Source organism: Spirochaetota bacterium, assembly GCA_017999915.1.
Taxonomy (GTDB): domain Bacteria; phylum Spirochaetota; class UBA4802; order UBA4802; family UBA5550; genus RBG-16-49-21.
The window spans coordinates 166,217-180,767 of sequence record JAGNKX010000008.1 but is presented as its reverse complement, the minus strand read 5'-3'; the positions used below and the strand labels follow the sequence as shown (position 1 = coordinate 180,767).

The window sequence follows — 14,551 nt, the reverse complement described above, 5'->3', positions numbered from 1 at the left end:
GCCGCCCCCCGTGGAGGTACAATGCCGGGTTTTGATAAACCCGGCAACAACCTGGTGACGCATGTACAGATAACCATACGTATCCATTGAACAACGATTGGTGTTAATATCAAGGAAAAAATACTTTCCCCATCAGCCAGGTTGAGAGTCCATCCGGCTTGCCTTATCCAAGCCAGTCGAGAACGATCTCCAGGTCCCGGATATCGCCGTCGACGATCTCCAGGGTCAGCCGAGGTATTCCCCTGTCCGCTATGGACCGCACCAGCGGCTTCAGCCTCTGCTCCGATTCGATATAGAAGTGGGTATGGCTGTCCCGCATGCCCTCGAGGGGATCACGGCGGGTCATGAGATTGTTGTTCACGTGGACGCCGTGGACGCGGACGGAATTGAGGACACGGGCCGTCTCTTCGTAAAAATCAAACCCATGGACCAGGGAGGCGCACCAGAAATGCCCGGTGTCGAACCAGAGGTCGCGGGCGAGCTCGATGATCTCACGGGGCCTCTGGAGCCCGCTGCCGATGCCCACGAAATCGTTCTCCACGGCGACGATCAGATGGGGATACAATTCCCGCGCGAGGGCCAAGTTTTTGCGAAAAACTTCCTTCATCGCGGCATACCGCTCCGTCTCGAAAAACGCTGGGTCCATGATGAAGGAGCCGTTCAGGGAAAACTCGGGGCCGATCGACGCCGCCATGGCCCTGCGGTAATTCTTCATGTCGTGGAGGATCGGCTTATCGGTGAGAAAGAACCCGTGAAAGAAGAAGAGGTCGGTACCGAAGGCATCGAGCCCGGACACGGCATCGTCCAGGGACGGCTTGATATGGGCCATATCACCCGACGCGAGGTTAAGAAAATATTTCGCCAGCAGGGGCGAGTGCGCTGAAAATTCGATTTCTCCCCGGAGCTCCCCGAGGATGCGGAGAAAGGGCTCGTCGATGGAATTGTGGATCTGGATCCCGAACTCGAAGCCGGCCGCCACGGCCGCGGCGCGGGCCTCCCGTATCTTCTCACGGTAATTATCCTTGTTGAGGCAGATGGAACTGTATTCGATTATCATATTCCTCCGGGAACACGCGCCCTGATCGGACATCGCCGCATTGACGCCAAGCCATGTCCGGTGACGGGAAAGGCCGCGCCACGGGACCTCAGTATTTCAATTTCATGATCAGGATCACCATCGAGAGTGCCAGCACCGCCGCATTGGCGATGATGACGGGAAGCGAATGAAGGATGATCCCGTACATGAGCCACAATGAAACGCCCAGGCAGAAGGTGACGAACATGCCGAGGGAGATGTCCTTCGCCGATTTTGTCTTCCAAGTCCGTATCACCTGCGGAATGAAAGCGATCGTTGTAAGGGCGCCGGCGGCGTAGCCCAGCAGTGTTGTCATATCCATTATTATCACCAGGGAGACGGGCACCGGACGCAGCGCGCTGCCGTGCCGGGCCGAATCGATCTTCATGAAAAAACAATCCTTACATGACGGAAGAAGCCGATCATGGCAAGAAAAAAATAACACTTGATTAAAATCAAATTTCGGTTTCACTGGCTCATGCTGCGTTGCGGCTGAATCCATCGGGGAAAAAAGCGATGACACCCAACTGCATTAATTGCGGCGGCACCGTTGATCCGTCCAGGGCCCAGTGCCCCTACTGCGGGACCTTTTACGACCGGGATAACATCAATCCCGTATCCAATATATTTACAAGCCGGGGCGTCAGAAAAAGAGCCATCTACCCCATAATGATCGGCTCGGGAGTCGCGATATGCGTCGCCATATACGCTTTTTTCTTTGACCGCCTGAGCGAAACGCAGCTCGTCAACCTGACGCCTCTCTGGTTTTTCCTCATTACATTCGGATTATACGGATACCACGCTGAAAAGCTCCTTGAGATAATGGCGTCACATCGGGCGGCGGACATGCGTGCCGCGCGGGCCCTCTGGTTCTCCATGGAGGGGAGGAGCCCCCTGGTCACGCTGCCGGCGCACTTTTTCTTTTTCGCCGAAAGGTTCGTGAACAAACCGTGGCCGGCCCTCATCGCGCTGGTCGGATCGCTGGCATGGGGCCTGGGGCTCCTTGTCTTCTTTAACGGAATATTCCCGTCTCTATAGAAGGAGGGATTCCATGATGAAAAAAATCATTGTCTTCGTCTCGGTGGCGGCCATTGCAGTGGCGGTGTACTTCATTGCCGCGGGTTTATCGGCGAAGAATCCCTACCTTATCGGCCGATGGCTCCCCACCGACCGGACGATCATCAACCGCTGGACGGATGAGCGGATCAGCGAAGCGGACAGGGATACCCGGCCGCTGCATCCGGCCGTGCGGGAGCTCAGGGAGCTGATCGAAGGAGACCCGGAGATATACATGATCTTCACCGAAATGTTCGAGCAGGTCCCCGCAACGCCGGAATTCAGGAACGACCCCACCGGCCGGCCCCAGATAAGGGACTACCGCCAGATGCTGCGGGTCCTCAACCACATCATGGCCACTGCGCCGGAATTCAACAAAACCGACCTGGTCGGCTTCCCCATCAACGCCATTGTGAACTGGCCGATGGCCACCCGCGCCGGAACAGCCCTCTTCTTGAACGAGAAGGTTAACCGCTGTCTGAAAAAAATCCTGAACCAGTGGGCCCTCTTCCTGGCGTCGAAGGATTCCCGCTACGTCCTGAACGACGATCCGGAAAAAGGCTGGTTCGGCCGCGACGCGAAAAAGGCCATGCCAACCTTCGTCGAGGATTACCTGTGTGATCCTTCGGCGCCCTATCACGGTTTCGCCTCCTGGGACGATTTCTTCACACGGAAGTTCCGCGACGGCCGGCGCCCGCTGGCGAGCCCCGGGGACGACGCGGTCATAGCCAACGCCTGCGAATCAGCTCCCTACCGCCTGGCAACGGCGGTGAAGGGCACCGACCGGTTCTGGATCAAGGCCCAGCCCTATTCGCTCTATCACATGATGGCGGGAGACCCCCTGGTGGAGCAGTTCATCGGCGGCACCGTGTACCAGGCCTTCCTGAGCGCCCTGAGCTATCACCGGTGGCACAGCCCCGTCAGCGGGAAGATCGTGAAGACCAGGCTCGTGGACGGGTCCTATTACGCGGAGGCCCTCTCGGCAGGATTCGATCCGGCCGGGCCTAACGAGTCGCAGGGATACATCACCCAGGTCGCGGCCCGGGCGCTGATATTCATACAGGCCGACAATCCGGCCATCGGCCTCATGTGCGTGATGTTCGTGGGGATGGCGGAGGTATCGTCAAACGAGATAACGGTACGGGAGGGCCAGCGCGTGCGGAAGGGCGACCAGCTCGGCATGTTCCATTTCGGCGGTTCCACCCATTGCCTGATATTCCGTCCCGCGGTCGGGCTCGAGTTCGACCTGCACGGCGAAACCCCGGGGCTCCATTCGAAAAACATCCCCGTCAGGTCTCGCATCGCCACTGTTGTGCGAAAATAGAACGGCTCCCGGAGGGCTGACCGCCACCGGACACGCTAGAAAACGTTCACGCTCGCCGGCGAGCTTCCCGACTCGTCTTTCGGTTTTCCTTTCTGTTTATTCTCGGGCTTCGGTATTGCCGGTTGAGTCTTTTCAGGGGCTTTCTCTTCAGCGGCTTTCATGCCAGTGGGCATTTTCCGCGTCTGTTCCTTTCCTTTAACCGGTTTCTCTTCCTTTTTGCTGTCCTTGGTCTCGGCGGGAGGCAGTATCTTTTCCTTTATCTCCTGCCGCGCCTCATTGTTGAGCTTATCCAGAACTTCCGGCTTAATATCCTTGACCTCGTCCCGAATCTTCTTGATATCCTCCGGCTTCAACTCGGCGACCTTGATCTCCTTCTTTTTCTCCACCACCTCTTTCACCGTCTTTTCATCGAGTTCAACGGTCTGGTTCGCTGAAACGGCTTTTTCCACCTCCGGGACCACGGCATTGTTCTGCACGGGGCTTACCGCAACAACGCCGGTGACAACGTCGAGCCGCGACGCCTTCTGGCCGGCGCTGAAGCGGAACGTGGTGCCCCGCACGGACGCGACAGCGGTGGGCGTTTTCACGCTGAAGGTCCCCTTTTTCAGCTTCGACAGGGTGACGGTGACCGTCCCCTCGGGCATGTCCAGCCTCGTGTCGCCCGTTGCGGGGTCCATGATCGACGCCATTGAAACGCTGGAGCCGGGCTGGATCCGCATTATACCGGCATCCCCGAACAGAATGTCCGCGATGGAATCGGTCCCGGTCCTGACGGTGTCTCCAGCGGCGAGGACATCCCCCACGACCGCGGTCCTTTCCGCGCCGCCGGCGGCGACCTTCACGTCGCCCACCAGGCTGTTAACCGTGATGGTTTTATTGGAATCGTCCTTTTTGCAGCTCGATACGGCGGCAATAATGACGGATATGGCAAGGATGGATATCAGGTGTCTCATATGCTCCTCCGTGGTATGAGCTCATCGGCTGTTACGCCGACACGATAATTACAGGGGAAGGCATCCCGCTGCATTACTGTTTTCATTGAATACCCATGGAATAAAAGAGATCCATTGTCAATGACAAAAATAAAGGCGGGATATCATAACTTTATTCAATAATAAATATGTTGACGTCAAACCAGCGAATGAAAAATATTACCGATGATACATCGGAATCATCATGAATATGGCGAAACGGATCAATAATGATTCCTCACCGATCAGTTCCCTGGCAAAACCTAATACCAAGAGCCGGTAAAATGGACCTGTCTGAAAATCAAGAAAGCTTCACCAAAATACTGGAATTATCCCCTATCCTTATTTTCATCCATACCGACGGTGTCATCTCATACGCAAATTCCTACACCGCCGCACTGCTGGCCGGCGGAAACCGGTCAATTATAATCGGCCAACCCCTTTCCCGGTTTATCAATCCCGACTATCACGATCTCTATTTCCGCAGCCTGGCTCTGCGCAAAAAGTCGCAGGATACGATCCAGTACTCCAAGCAGGCGCTGATGTCACAGGACGGAAGCGAGCTGTTCGTGCGCGGATCGAGCACGCCCATCATTTTCGACGGGACGCCGTCGATACTGGTTATCTGCGAGAATATCACGGAAACGAATGAACTCATGACGGCGCTGCAGGATAGCGAGGAAAAATTCAGGCTCCTCGTTGAAAGCGCCCGTGATATCATTTACAAATGCACCTCTCGCGGCGATTTCGTGTATATGAATCCGGCCGGACTCGAAAAGCTCGGCTACGATCCTGAAATTCTCTACCGCCTCAACTACACTGATATCATTCCTCCGGAGCTTAAAGCCCAGGAATATGGTTTTTACAGGGACCAGCTCCAAAAAAAAACTCCTGAAACCTACCATGAGCTGCCCATTCTAAAAAGCGACGGCACGGCAATCTGGTTCGGCCAGTATGTCATACTGACCCATGACAAAGGGGCCCCCTATTTTTACGGCGTCGCCCGGGATATCACCGAACTGCGCGACATGAGGATTTCCCTTGAACAATCCGAGAAAAAATATCGGAACATACTTGAAAATATGGGCGAAGGCTATTTTGAGACCGACCTGGACGGCAGGTTTACCTATTTGAACAATGCCGCCTTTCAGCTGTCAGGACTGACGCGGGAACAGCTGGAACAGGGCATAGAGTACACGAGCATCATGACGCCCCGGACGGCGTAGAACGTATACGAGGTGTTCCACAGGATTTTCCTTACCCGCAAAGAGGACAGGGCGAATTACGACATCATCCGTAACGACGGCGCCATACTCCATATTGAAGCATCCATCTACGCGCGCTATAACGATAACAGAGAAATAATCGGCTTTTCCGGCATTCTCCAGGATGTCACCGAGCGCATCCAGGCCGAACAGGCGTTGAAGGAAAGCGAAAAAAAATACCGCCTCCTCGCGGAAAATTCCAATGACATCATATGGGTCCTTGACGCCGAAACCCTCAATTTCACCTACATCAGCCCCGCGATTTTAGCAATGCGGGGGCTCACGATGGAGGAAGGAGTCCGCGAACGCCTCCAGGATGTTTTTCCCCCCGAGCATCTCAAACGGGTACTCTGGTTCATTGAAAGCGAGCTGGGAAAAGAGAAAACCGGCCTCTACGATCCGCACCGCAGCATCATCTTCGAGGCGGAGCAATACACGAAGGACGGCGGCACCATCTGGGTCGAAATCAACACGCGGTTCCTGCGCGACGCCGAAGGCACCCTCGTTGGAGTGCAGGGCTCCACGAGAAACATAACAGATCGCAAACGACTCGAGCGGGAACGGGACACCTACGCCGGGCACCTCGAGGACCTGGTGGATGAAAAAACAAGGGAGCTCAGCCTCCGGGTGGAAAAGAACCGCCAGGAAATGGAAGCGGCCCAGCAGGTGCAGCGGGCGATCCTGCCCCAGCAGCCGCCCCGGTCAAGCCTGGTGACGGTGGCGTACCTCTACTCCCCCATGGACGCGCTGGGCGGAGACTTTCTCTCGTTCACCAGCTTCAAGGAAACAGACTCCCTCGGCATTTTCATCGGCGACGTCTCCGGTCACGGCGTCGAAGCTGCCCTCTACACCATGATGATCAAGGCGGTCAGCGACCGGCTGCTGCGGGACCACGGGCTCAATCCCGCCGACTTCCTCCGGGTCCTCAACCAGGAGCTGTGCAAATCGATGCAGTCGCATTTTCTGAGCGCCATATACGGCATCGTGAGCCGTGGAGACGATACGGCCGCGTCCTTCACCTTCGCGAAAGCGGGTCACCCCTTCCCCGTCCTCTACCGGAAAGAGATGGACGCCGTTTCATACGTAACGGCTCCGGGCATTGCCCTTGGATTATTCAATGATATCGCCCAATCCCCGGTGGCGGTCCCCCTTCAAGCGGGGGACCGGATTTTTCTGTATACGGACGGTTTTATAGAAGCGGTAAACGAGGACCGCGAGATATTCGGCTTCGACGCCTTTCTCTCGCTGATTCACGACGCCCACAGGACCGGCCGGTCCATCGAAGAGACCCTTGATTACATCGCCGGGGCCATAGACGTATTTCGCCGCGGCGCTTCCCGGGAAGACGACATGGTCCTTATCGGCATCGAGGCGCGATAGTCGGCGCCCCGCCCCTTATTCCCTGTACATCGCCTCGATGAAATCGCTGTAGTTCTTCTGCACGGCCTTGCGCTTTATCTTCAGCGTCGGCGTGAGCTCGCCCTTTTCCTGCGTGAACGTCTCGGTGAGGAGCGTGTACTTCTTGACCTGCTCGACGCGGCCCAGCTCGCGGTTCACGTCCTCCATGATGGCGTCGTAGTGCTTCTTCACCTTCTCGTTTTTCACCAGGGATTCGCGCGCCGTATCGGTAATGCCGTTCTGCCTGGCCCAGTCGGTAAGGTTCGTGAAATCCGGCACGATGAGGGCCGTAATGTACTTGCGCTGGTCCCCGATGAGGGAGGCCTGCTCGATCAGGGGGCTTGCCGTGAGGAGGCCCTCGATGACCTGGGGCGCCACGTTCTTGCCGCCCGCGGTGATGATCAGGTCTTTCTTCCGGTCGGTGATGTAGAGGTAGCCGTCCTCGTCGATGTGGCCGATGTCGCCGGTCATAAAGAAGCCGTCCGCGTCGAAGACCTCGGCCGTGGCCTTTTCGTTCTTGTAATAGCCCATCATGAGCTGCGGCCCGCGGAGCAGTATCTCGCCGTCATTGGCTATCTTGCATTCGGTCATGGGAAGGGCCTGGCCCACGCTGCCCGGCTTGATAGGGCTGATGTTCGTGTGGGTGTGGGAATGGGTCACCGGGGCCGTCTCCGTAAGGCCGTAGCCGGGAAGGATCTTGATGCCGATACCGGAGAAGAAATTGTGGATCTCATTTCCGAAGGGAGCGCCGCCGGTGCCGAGGCAGCTGAGCCTGTCCATGCCGATGGCGGCGCGCATTTTCGAGAGCACGAGCTTGTCGGCAAGGCGGAAGCGCAGCCCGAGAAGGCGGGGCAGCGGCGCTTCCCGGTCCAGGTAGGGCGCCGCTTTTTTGCCCGCGCCGGCGGCCCAGCCGAAGAGGGCCCGTTTAAGGGCGGAGGCCTTTGCCACCTTCAGCAGGATACCCTCGTAGATCTTCTCCGGAATGCGGGGCACCGAAATGAAGCAGGTGGGCCGGATGTCGACCAGGTCTTCGAGGAGGTGCTGCGGACTGCGGCAGTAGGCGATGGTGCCGCCATTGTACAGTATCAGGTAATAGCCGATGCTCCGCTCCAGGGCGTGGGAGAGGGGCAGGATCGAAAGGGCGATTTCTTTCTTCGGGTGCGGCTGGTGCACGACGAAGTGCAGGACCTCGGCGACCATGTTGTTCGCGGAGAGCATGACGCCCTTGGGATTGCCCGTGGTCCCCGAGGTGTACATGATGGTCATGACCGCCGCGGGATCGATGGCGCGGATGCGGCGGTCGATCTCCTCCCTGTTCAACGCGGCGCTTTCCCGCTCCATGGCTTTTTTCAGGGTGGTGACTTTCGGCTCCGGAGAGGCGATATCGTCGAAGCTGATGATTTTTTCCAGGAGCGGAAGCTCCCCCAGGACCGACACGAGGTTCTTCACCTGGAACTCCCCGGAACAGAAGCAGATGCGGGTGTCCGAGTCCTTGATGATATGGGCGGCCTCGGGGGCCGAGTTCGTGGGATACACGGTCACGTCCGCTGCGCCGGTCGAGAGAATGGCCAGATCGGCGAAGACCCACTCGGGACGATTTTCGGAATAGATGGCGACCTTGTCGCCGGGCTTTATTCCCGCGTTTATAAGGAACGAAGCTATGGCGTCAATTTTCGACGCGGCCTCGTTCCATGATATCGATGTCCATGAACCATTGCGTTTCTGCTGCAGAAACGTCTCGTCCCCATGGTTGAAAACGCGGTTTCTAAAAATCCCCGGAATGGTGGATTCACTGTAATAGTTAAAGCGATTCATGCCGTACCTCCTCGGTTTCCCGTGCGAATTGTGCCATCGCGAAGTCCGGTACGGCCCCCCGAAGACGGTGAAAACCGCCACTCGTTCCGAATGTTCCGCGCCATGCTGTAGCCAGCCTGAACCGCGGGGCCTCCATGTCAAATAAAAATGTATCGCATATTCCATATCGGGAAAAAATTGTGAGGAATCAACAGCGGGAAAAAATCCGTCTGCTCGGTTTTGCGATAGGATCGGCGGGGACACCCTTCAATCACGCCGGGACGTCAATCACTCCCTGAATTCGAGAATCACCTTCACCGAATCGTCAAGGGCGGCGCCCGGCGCCGGCTGCTGGGCATGCACAGTTCCGGTGCCGCGCAGCGAATACCGGATGGCGAACCGCTTCTTTATCCCGATGATGAGGGCCATGGAATCCGGCATTCGCATCCCGCGGAAATCGGGCATGGTGGCGCCGTCAAAATCCGCCGCCGCTATTTTTTTGGGGACCGGCGCCCGCGCCTTCAGACGCTGCCTTCCGACGCCCTGCCGCGCCAGCACCCGGTCCACGAGGGCGGCGAAAACAGGCGTCGCGATCTGGCCGCCGGAGAGCTTGTCGGCCGGGTCATCGATGATGACCAGGATGCACACCGCCGGGTCCTCGCAGGGCGCCAGGCCGATGAAGGTCGAGAGGACCCTGTCCGAATACCCCTTGGCGCGGACGAACTTCTGGGAGGTGCCGGTCTTCCCCGCCACGCAGAAGTACGGCGAGGCTGCCTTCTGCCCGGTGCCGCCGGCCACGACGCCGCGCATCATGGCCATGAGCCTGTCGCTGATGCTCCTGGTGATGACCCGTCCCCTGACCGCCGGCTTGTAGGATTGAACGACGGTGCCGTCATGATTCTCGATTGACTCGATGATGGAGGGCGTTGTGTAGACGCCGCCGTTGGCCACGGCACAGAAGGCGGCCGCGAGCTGCACCGACGTCACCGCGACCTCCTGACCTATGGCGATGGAATATTTTGACAATCCCGACCATTTTGAGAGGGGACGGAGGATGCCCTCGGTCTCGCCGGGCAGCTCCATGCCGGTCTTCCGCCCGAAGCGGAACTTTTGCAGGGTATCGTACAGGTCCTTCTTCTTGATCCCCCTGATAGCCTCGATGACGCCGACGTTGCAGGAATGCCGGATGATGTCGCCCATGGCGATGGTTCCGTGGACGCCGGTGCAGTTGATCCGTACGTCGGCGATATCGACATAGCCGCGGCAGGTGTACTTCCTGTTCAGGATCGCGGGATTATGCTCCATCATGGAGGCGAGGGACAGGACCTTCATCGTCGATCCCGGTTCGAAGGAATCGATGAAGGAAAAGTTCCTGAGAGTGAATTGGGAATACTCGTGATACCGGTTCGGATTGAAGCCGGGACTCTTGGCAAGGGCCAGGATGCGCCCGGTCTTCACATCCATCACCAGGACGGCTCCCTGCTTGGCGCGATAGAGCGAGACCGCCTTCTCTATCTCCCTTTCGGCGCGGTGCTGGATGAAGCGGTCGATGGTGAGGGTGACGGTCCTGCCGAAGGCCAGGCCGCCGGGCGCCTCCGACCCGCCATCGCCCGGCGACGTGAGAACTCCGTTAAAATTGTATTCTATCCCGGCCAGGCCGTTGCCGTCCATTCCCACGAATCCGACGATGTTCGAGGCGAGGGCCTCGTGGGGATACACGCGGGCGTATTCCTTTTTCAGATACAGACCCGGGAGAGCGCTTCTGCGAATTTCCTCCGCGGCGGAATCGTCGATCTTGCGCTTGATCCAGATGAAGCGTTTCTTTTTCTTGAATTTATTCAGAATCGTCTCGGCCGGCACGGACAGAACCCGCGCCAGGAGCCGCGCCGTCTCATCAGGGTTCTTGATCTCCTCGGGATTGGCAAACACCGAGTGTTTCTCGATTGAAAGGGCCAGGAAATATCCGTTCCGGTCCTTGATGGGGCCCCGGCGCACATCGGCCCCGCCGCCCCCGGAGACGACGACCTTTCCGGAAAAATGAAGATTGAAGAGCCTGATAATGAACGTGACGGAGAGAAGTGCGAATATCAGGCCGGCGATGTACACCCGCCGCTTAAATACCTTCTGGTTCATATACTCAGGGCATACCGTTACAGGGGATTGCGGGGCATGGCCGCCGCGCCGCCGCTCGGTCCGGGCATCACCGTATCAGGCCGAACCTCGAGAAATCAAGCTTGAAGACCTGCCGCGTGTTCCAGTAGAGTATGAATGCCTTGCCCTTGATGCGCTCGATGTCGAGATACCCGAAGAAGCGGCTGTCCTGGGAGTTCTCGCGGTTGTCGCCCATTACAATGATCCTTCCGGCGGGGACGACCCCCTCGATCTCGTTCTGACGCGTGGGGCCGAAATTGAAGGGCTTCGTGATGCCCTTCACGTAGGGTTCATCAGTCTTTTTCTCGTTGATGAAGACGGCGCCTTCCTTTATCTCGAAACGGTCGCCCGGCACGGCAATGCACCGCTTGATGTAGTCTTTGTCCTCGTCATGGGGCGGCCTGAAGATGACGATGTCACCCCGCTTGATCTTCCGGATCCCCATGCAGGTGAGGTGCACCGGTTTTTTCATGCCGATCATCTGCGGTATGACCGGGCCGTAAGTGATCTTTTCCACAAAGAGGTGGTCCCCCACCTTCAGGGTGTCCTCCATGGAGCCGGTGGGGATGTAATAGGCCTGGATGATATACTGTATGATATGGACCGCCAGCACCAGGGCGACCACGATGGCGTCCACGAAATCCCATATCTTGCGGAAGAGCACGGTGCGCCGGGGCGCCATGTCATGGAACAGGGCGAGGAACTTCTCGCGGTCCTCCTCGGCGAGGAGCATAAGGGGAAACGATGTCTTGGCGTATTTCTGGCGGATAAGGGCATTGCCGAGGAAATTGTGCTCGATGTAGGTGATGTCGGCGGCGGGGATCTTTATGACCGCGTCTTTCTCGGTAAGCTCAATCCCTTCCCTGGTCACCGCTATGCCGCCGGTGCGGTACTGGACAAAACGGTAAATGTAATTGCCCAGCCTCAGGACGAACATTGCCGTGGCGCAGCCCCCGATGAAGTATATGGGAATAAAGGGGGTCTTTACAAAGGGTATCGCGGCGGCAAGGAACAGGGTGGAGTATACGAACAGGACAAGGTACACCGCCCGTTTCAGGAAAAACAGGATGCTGTCTCTGCCGGAAATGACAGAAAACCGCGATTCTTCGATCGTTGAACCGTCAAAGCGTAAAAATTGAATCATTGGGACGCTCCTCGACACTTGAACATAGTAAAGGTAACGGATGAAGGATATTCGGCATTATACCCCGGATGTTAGATGATCCCTGATACAACGGAAAGGACGCTGAATAGCCTGTTACGTTAAAACAATAAAATGTATTGCTAAAATAACAGCATCTATATAAAATAGGCTTATTTCAGTGTCTACAATTTTTTATATTTATATATGAAAGAAATAAACGAACCGATCAAAAAACTGACCCCGGAGGATTTCAAGGATCTCGCAGCCAGGCTCCAGATGAAGAATAAATCGAAACGGGACCTGGTAGGGGCCCTGTCCACCGTGACGGGGCTCCACACCCTGCTCAAGAGTCTGGACAGCACCTGCCACAGGGTGCTGATGGCGGCTTACGGGTCGCCCGACGGGGTGACCTTCGTGGAAATCCAGAAGGAGCTCAAGCTCGACATACCGGTCATTGAAAAAACCGCGGATATCCTTTCGCGGAACCTCCTCCTGTATGTGACCAAAAACAGGCAGATGCTCAATACCAAGATGGACAAGGCCTATGGCATAGCCGAAATCGCCGGCCTGCTCCGCATCGTCGAGCCGAAGGCCCTGGCAGACCGGCTCCACAAGAATTTTCTCCATCTGGAAACGCAGAAACAGAACCAGGATCATGAAAAGACCCTGAAAGACCGCGAGATACAGGGCTTTTTGAAATTCATGGCCGAATCCGGCTGTATCGTCACGCTGGACGCGGCGAAGAACCATCTGCCCCAGAAATCCGCGGAGAAGACAATAACCGGGCTCCTGTCGCAGAACATCATCCAGATGTACCAGTGCTACCGCCCGGATTTCAACACGTACCTTATTCTCCAGGACAAGATAAGCCCGTCCGTGGCGCTCCTGGACGACCATGACGACACGCGCAAGAAGCTCAAGGCGAGCAATCGCTATTTCCAGATAAACAATCTCATGAACACCTTTGACGTCATCTCCACGTTCGGGCTATTCCTCACCAAGCAGCAGGAGTTCAGAAAAATCGACATCAGGCGCATCTCCGAGGCCATGCTCCCCCTCAAGGACCTGAACGGCGCCGATATACCGATAGAGGAATCGGCGCAGCTCTCCATGTTCATCCTGAACCGGCTGGGCTGCCTGAAGCTGAACAAGGACATAGCCGGCATCTCGCTCTACGATATCCGCGGCGAGCTCGAGCAGCCGCTGCTCCTGATGAAGCGCATGCTGAAGAGCGCCGGCGCCTCAGGCCCCTATGACGCCTTTTTCAAGCCGCCCTTCGAGATACCGTCCTATGATTTTTGCAAGACGATCATCAAGCTCCTGTCCAAGCTCAAATCGGCGACGTACGGTTATCTGAAAATCACTATCCTGACCAAGACGCTGTCGGAAGCGAGCGAGAAGAGCTTTGCGGACGGCCTCATCGACCAGCAGGAAGAGCTCGAGCGCTTCGGCACGGTTATGAACTTCCTCTGCCTCATGGGCATAATCGACGTCACCGGGGGCAGGATAACGCTCTCCGATATCGGAAGGGACCTGGCGTCCCAGATGCTGAAAACCTATGCCGAAGAGAGCGCGCCGGCGGCGAAAAACATCTACATCAATCCGGATTTCACCCTCATCATACCGGCGCAGGAGCTCCCGTCGGACGCCCTCTACCATTTGCTGACCCATACGGACATCATCAAGCACGACGTCATCATCAACACCGTCATCAGCAGGCCGGCCATCGTGCGGGCGCAGAAACGGGGCATGTCCCTGGACAAGTTCCTTGAGATGCTGGCGCTCTATTCGCGAAACGAGCTGCCCCAAAACCTCGACTTCCTCCTGCGGGAGTGGTCAAACCAGACCATCAACATCAAGATATCGCAGCACATCCTTCTCACTTCAAGCCACCCGGATTTCATCGACGAGCTGATGCTGGGCATCGCCAAGGAAGGGATCATCGAGCGGATATCGCAGACCCACGCCCTGGTGAAAAAAGAATACATAGATGAGATAATTAAAATCGGCAGGAAAAAAGACGCGGTCATATCACTCTTCAACGAGCTTGAAGAAGAGGACTAATCCTTGATCACCTGTATCGTGTTTTTCGCCTTCCAGCTGAGAAACTCCTGCAGCGCCTGGATGGTGTTTTCCTTAACGAAATAGATCTTCTCGTTCAGCTTGACCAGGGCGCCGCGATAATGCGTGTACTTCAACTGATGATCGATCCACCCCAGGAGCTCGACCTTTTTCCAGTTTGTCGTCGTTTTGAGCACCGGGATCTTGCTCAGGTGCAGTTCTCGAATCTTCCCGTTTTGCACGGCGTCTGCTAATATTATTTCCCATTCCATCGGCATAGCGTAATTCCGGATATGATATTGAATTATCGGG

The 14,551-nt window shown here is 56.7% G+C and carries 12 protein-coding genes; 5 read left to right on the top strand and 7 right to left on the bottom strand.

What is annotated here, in order from left to right:
* Positions 1-163 precede the first annotated feature (163 nt).
* Together KA369_13310 and KA369_13305 are read right to left on the bottom strand one after the other, a co-directional pair.
* A complete protein-coding gene (locus KA369_13310) occupies positions 164-1,057 on the bottom strand; it encodes a hypothetical protein (protein MBP7736949.1) in 894 nt (297 codons plus the stop codon).
* 88 nt (positions 1,058-1,145) lie between these two features.
* On the bottom strand, positions 1,146-1,397 hold the full coding sequence (locus tag KA369_13305; GenBank protein ID MBP7736948.1) for a SemiSWEET family sugar transporter: 252 nt from the start codon (positions 1,395-1,397) through the stop codon (positions 1,146-1,148).
* A 194-nt stretch (positions 1,398-1,591) separates the two neighbouring features.
* On the opposite strand from KA369_13305, the gene KA369_13300 reads away from it, so the two are divergent.
* Together KA369_13300 and KA369_13295 are read left to right on the top strand one after the other, a co-directional pair.
* Entirely contained in the window at positions 1,592-2,113 is a 522-nt protein-coding gene (locus KA369_13300; protein ID MBP7736947.1) for a hypothetical protein, read from the top strand.
* Between the two features lie 16 nt (positions 2,114-2,129).
* Entirely contained in the window at positions 2,130-3,455 is a 1,326-nt protein-coding gene (locus KA369_13295; protein MBP7736946.1) for a phosphatidylserine decarboxylase family protein, read from the top strand.
* A 35-nt stretch (positions 3,456-3,490) separates the two neighbouring features.
* Here the strand turns inward: KA369_13295 and KA369_13290 are convergent, their stop codons facing one another.
* Positions 3,491-4,408 carry a FecR domain-containing protein gene (locus tag KA369_13290; GenBank protein MBP7736945.1) on the bottom strand — a complete coding sequence of 306 codons (918 nt, stop codon included), beginning with the start codon at positions 4,406-4,408 and terminating at the stop codon, positions 3,491-3,493.
* A 302-nt stretch (positions 4,409-4,710) separates the two neighbouring features.
* Here KA369_13290 and KA369_13285 point away from each other — a divergent pair, with 302 nt between their 5' ends.
* Together KA369_13285 and KA369_13280 are read left to right on the top strand one after the other, a co-directional pair.
* Positions 4,711-5,652: a PAS domain S-box protein gene (locus tag KA369_13285; protein MBP7736944.1), complete on the top strand. Its 942-nt coding sequence runs from the start codon at positions 4,711-4,713 to the stop codon at positions 5,650-5,652.
* A 12-nt stretch (positions 5,653-5,664) separates the two neighbouring features.
* Positions 5,665-7,071 carry a SpoIIE family protein phosphatase gene (locus tag KA369_13280; GenBank protein MBP7736943.1) on the top strand — a complete coding sequence of 469 codons (1,407 nt, stop codon included), beginning with the start codon at positions 5,665-5,667 and terminating at the stop codon, positions 7,069-7,071.
* A 15-nt stretch (positions 7,072-7,086) separates the two neighbouring features.
* On the opposite strand, the gene KA369_13275 is transcribed toward KA369_13280, so the two are convergent.
* From KA369_13275 to lepB, 3 genes are all read right to left on the bottom strand, one after another.
* On the bottom strand, positions 7,087-8,904 hold the full coding sequence (locus tag KA369_13275; protein MBP7736942.1) for a long-chain fatty acid--CoA ligase: 1,818 nt from the start codon (positions 8,902-8,904) through the stop codon (positions 7,087-7,089).
* A 267-nt stretch (positions 8,905-9,171) separates the two neighbouring features.
* A complete protein-coding gene (locus tag KA369_13270; protein MBP7736941.1) occupies positions 9,172-11,016 on the bottom strand; it encodes a hypothetical protein in 1,845 nt (614 codons plus the stop codon).
* A 67-nt stretch (positions 11,017-11,083) separates the two neighbouring features.
* On the bottom strand, positions 11,084-12,178 hold the full coding sequence (gene lepB, locus KA369_13265) for a signal peptidase I (GenBank protein MBP7736940.1): 1,095 nt from the start codon (positions 12,176-12,178) through the stop codon (positions 11,084-11,086).
* A gap of 204 nt (positions 12,179-12,382) precedes the next feature.
* Between lepB and KA369_13260 the strand changes: the two genes are divergently transcribed.
* Positions 12,383-14,242 (top strand): helicase-associated domain-containing protein, encoded by a 1,860-nt coding sequence (locus KA369_13260; protein ID MBP7736939.1) that lies wholly within the window; start codon positions 12,383-12,385, stop codon positions 14,240-14,242.
* On the opposite strand, the gene KA369_13255 is transcribed toward KA369_13260, so the two are convergent.
* On the bottom strand, positions 14,239-14,511 hold the full coding sequence (locus KA369_13255; GenBank protein ID MBP7736938.1) for a hypothetical protein: 273 nt from the start codon (positions 14,509-14,511) through the stop codon (positions 14,239-14,241). The two genes, KA369_13260 and KA369_13255, sit on opposite strands and share 4 nt — an antisense overlap.
* Between the last annotated feature and the right edge of the window lie 40 nt (positions 14,512-14,551).

What these genes read in the sequence shown, in the direction of transcription:
- KA369_13310 (MBP7736949.1), bottom strand. Translation starts at nt 1,057, where the DNA reads ATGATAATCGAATACAGTTCCATCTGCCTCAACAAGGATAATTACCGT.
- KA369_13305 (MBP7736948.1), bottom strand. Translation starts at nt 1,397, where the DNA reads ATGGATATGACAACACTGCTGGGCTACGCCGCCGGCGCCCTTACAACG.
- KA369_13300 (MBP7736947.1), top strand. Translation starts at nt 1,592, where the DNA reads ATGACACCCAACTGCATTAATTGCGGCGGCACCGTTGATCCGTCCAGG.
- KA369_13295 (MBP7736946.1), top strand. Translation starts at nt 2,130, where the DNA reads ATGAAAAAAATCATTGTCTTCGTCTCGGTGGCGGCCATTGCAGTGGCG.
- KA369_13290 (MBP7736945.1), bottom strand. Translation starts at nt 4,408, where the DNA reads ATGAGACACCTGATATCCATCCTTGCCATATCCGTCATTATTGCCGCC.
- KA369_13285 (MBP7736944.1), top strand. Translation starts at nt 4,711, where the DNA reads ATGGACCTGTCTGAAAATCAAGAAAGCTTCACCAAAATACTGGAATTA.
- KA369_13275 (MBP7736942.1), bottom strand. Translation starts at nt 8,904, where the DNA reads ATGAATCGCTTTAACTATTACAGTGAATCCACCATTCCGGGGATTTTT.
- KA369_13270 (MBP7736941.1), bottom strand. Translation starts at nt 11,016, where the DNA reads ATGAACCAGAAGGTATTTAAGCGGCGGGTGTACATCGCCGGCCTGATA.
- lepB (MBP7736940.1), bottom strand. Translation starts at nt 12,178, where the DNA reads ATGATTCAATTTTTACGCTTTGACGGTTCAACGATCGAAGAATCGCGG.
- KA369_13260 (MBP7736939.1), top strand. Translation starts at nt 12,383, where the DNA reads ATGAAAGAAATAAACGAACCGATCAAAAAACTGACCCCGGAGGATTTC.
- KA369_13255 (MBP7736938.1), bottom strand. Translation starts at nt 14,511, where the DNA reads ATGGAATGGGAAATAATATTAGCAGACGCCGTGCAAAACGGGAAGATT.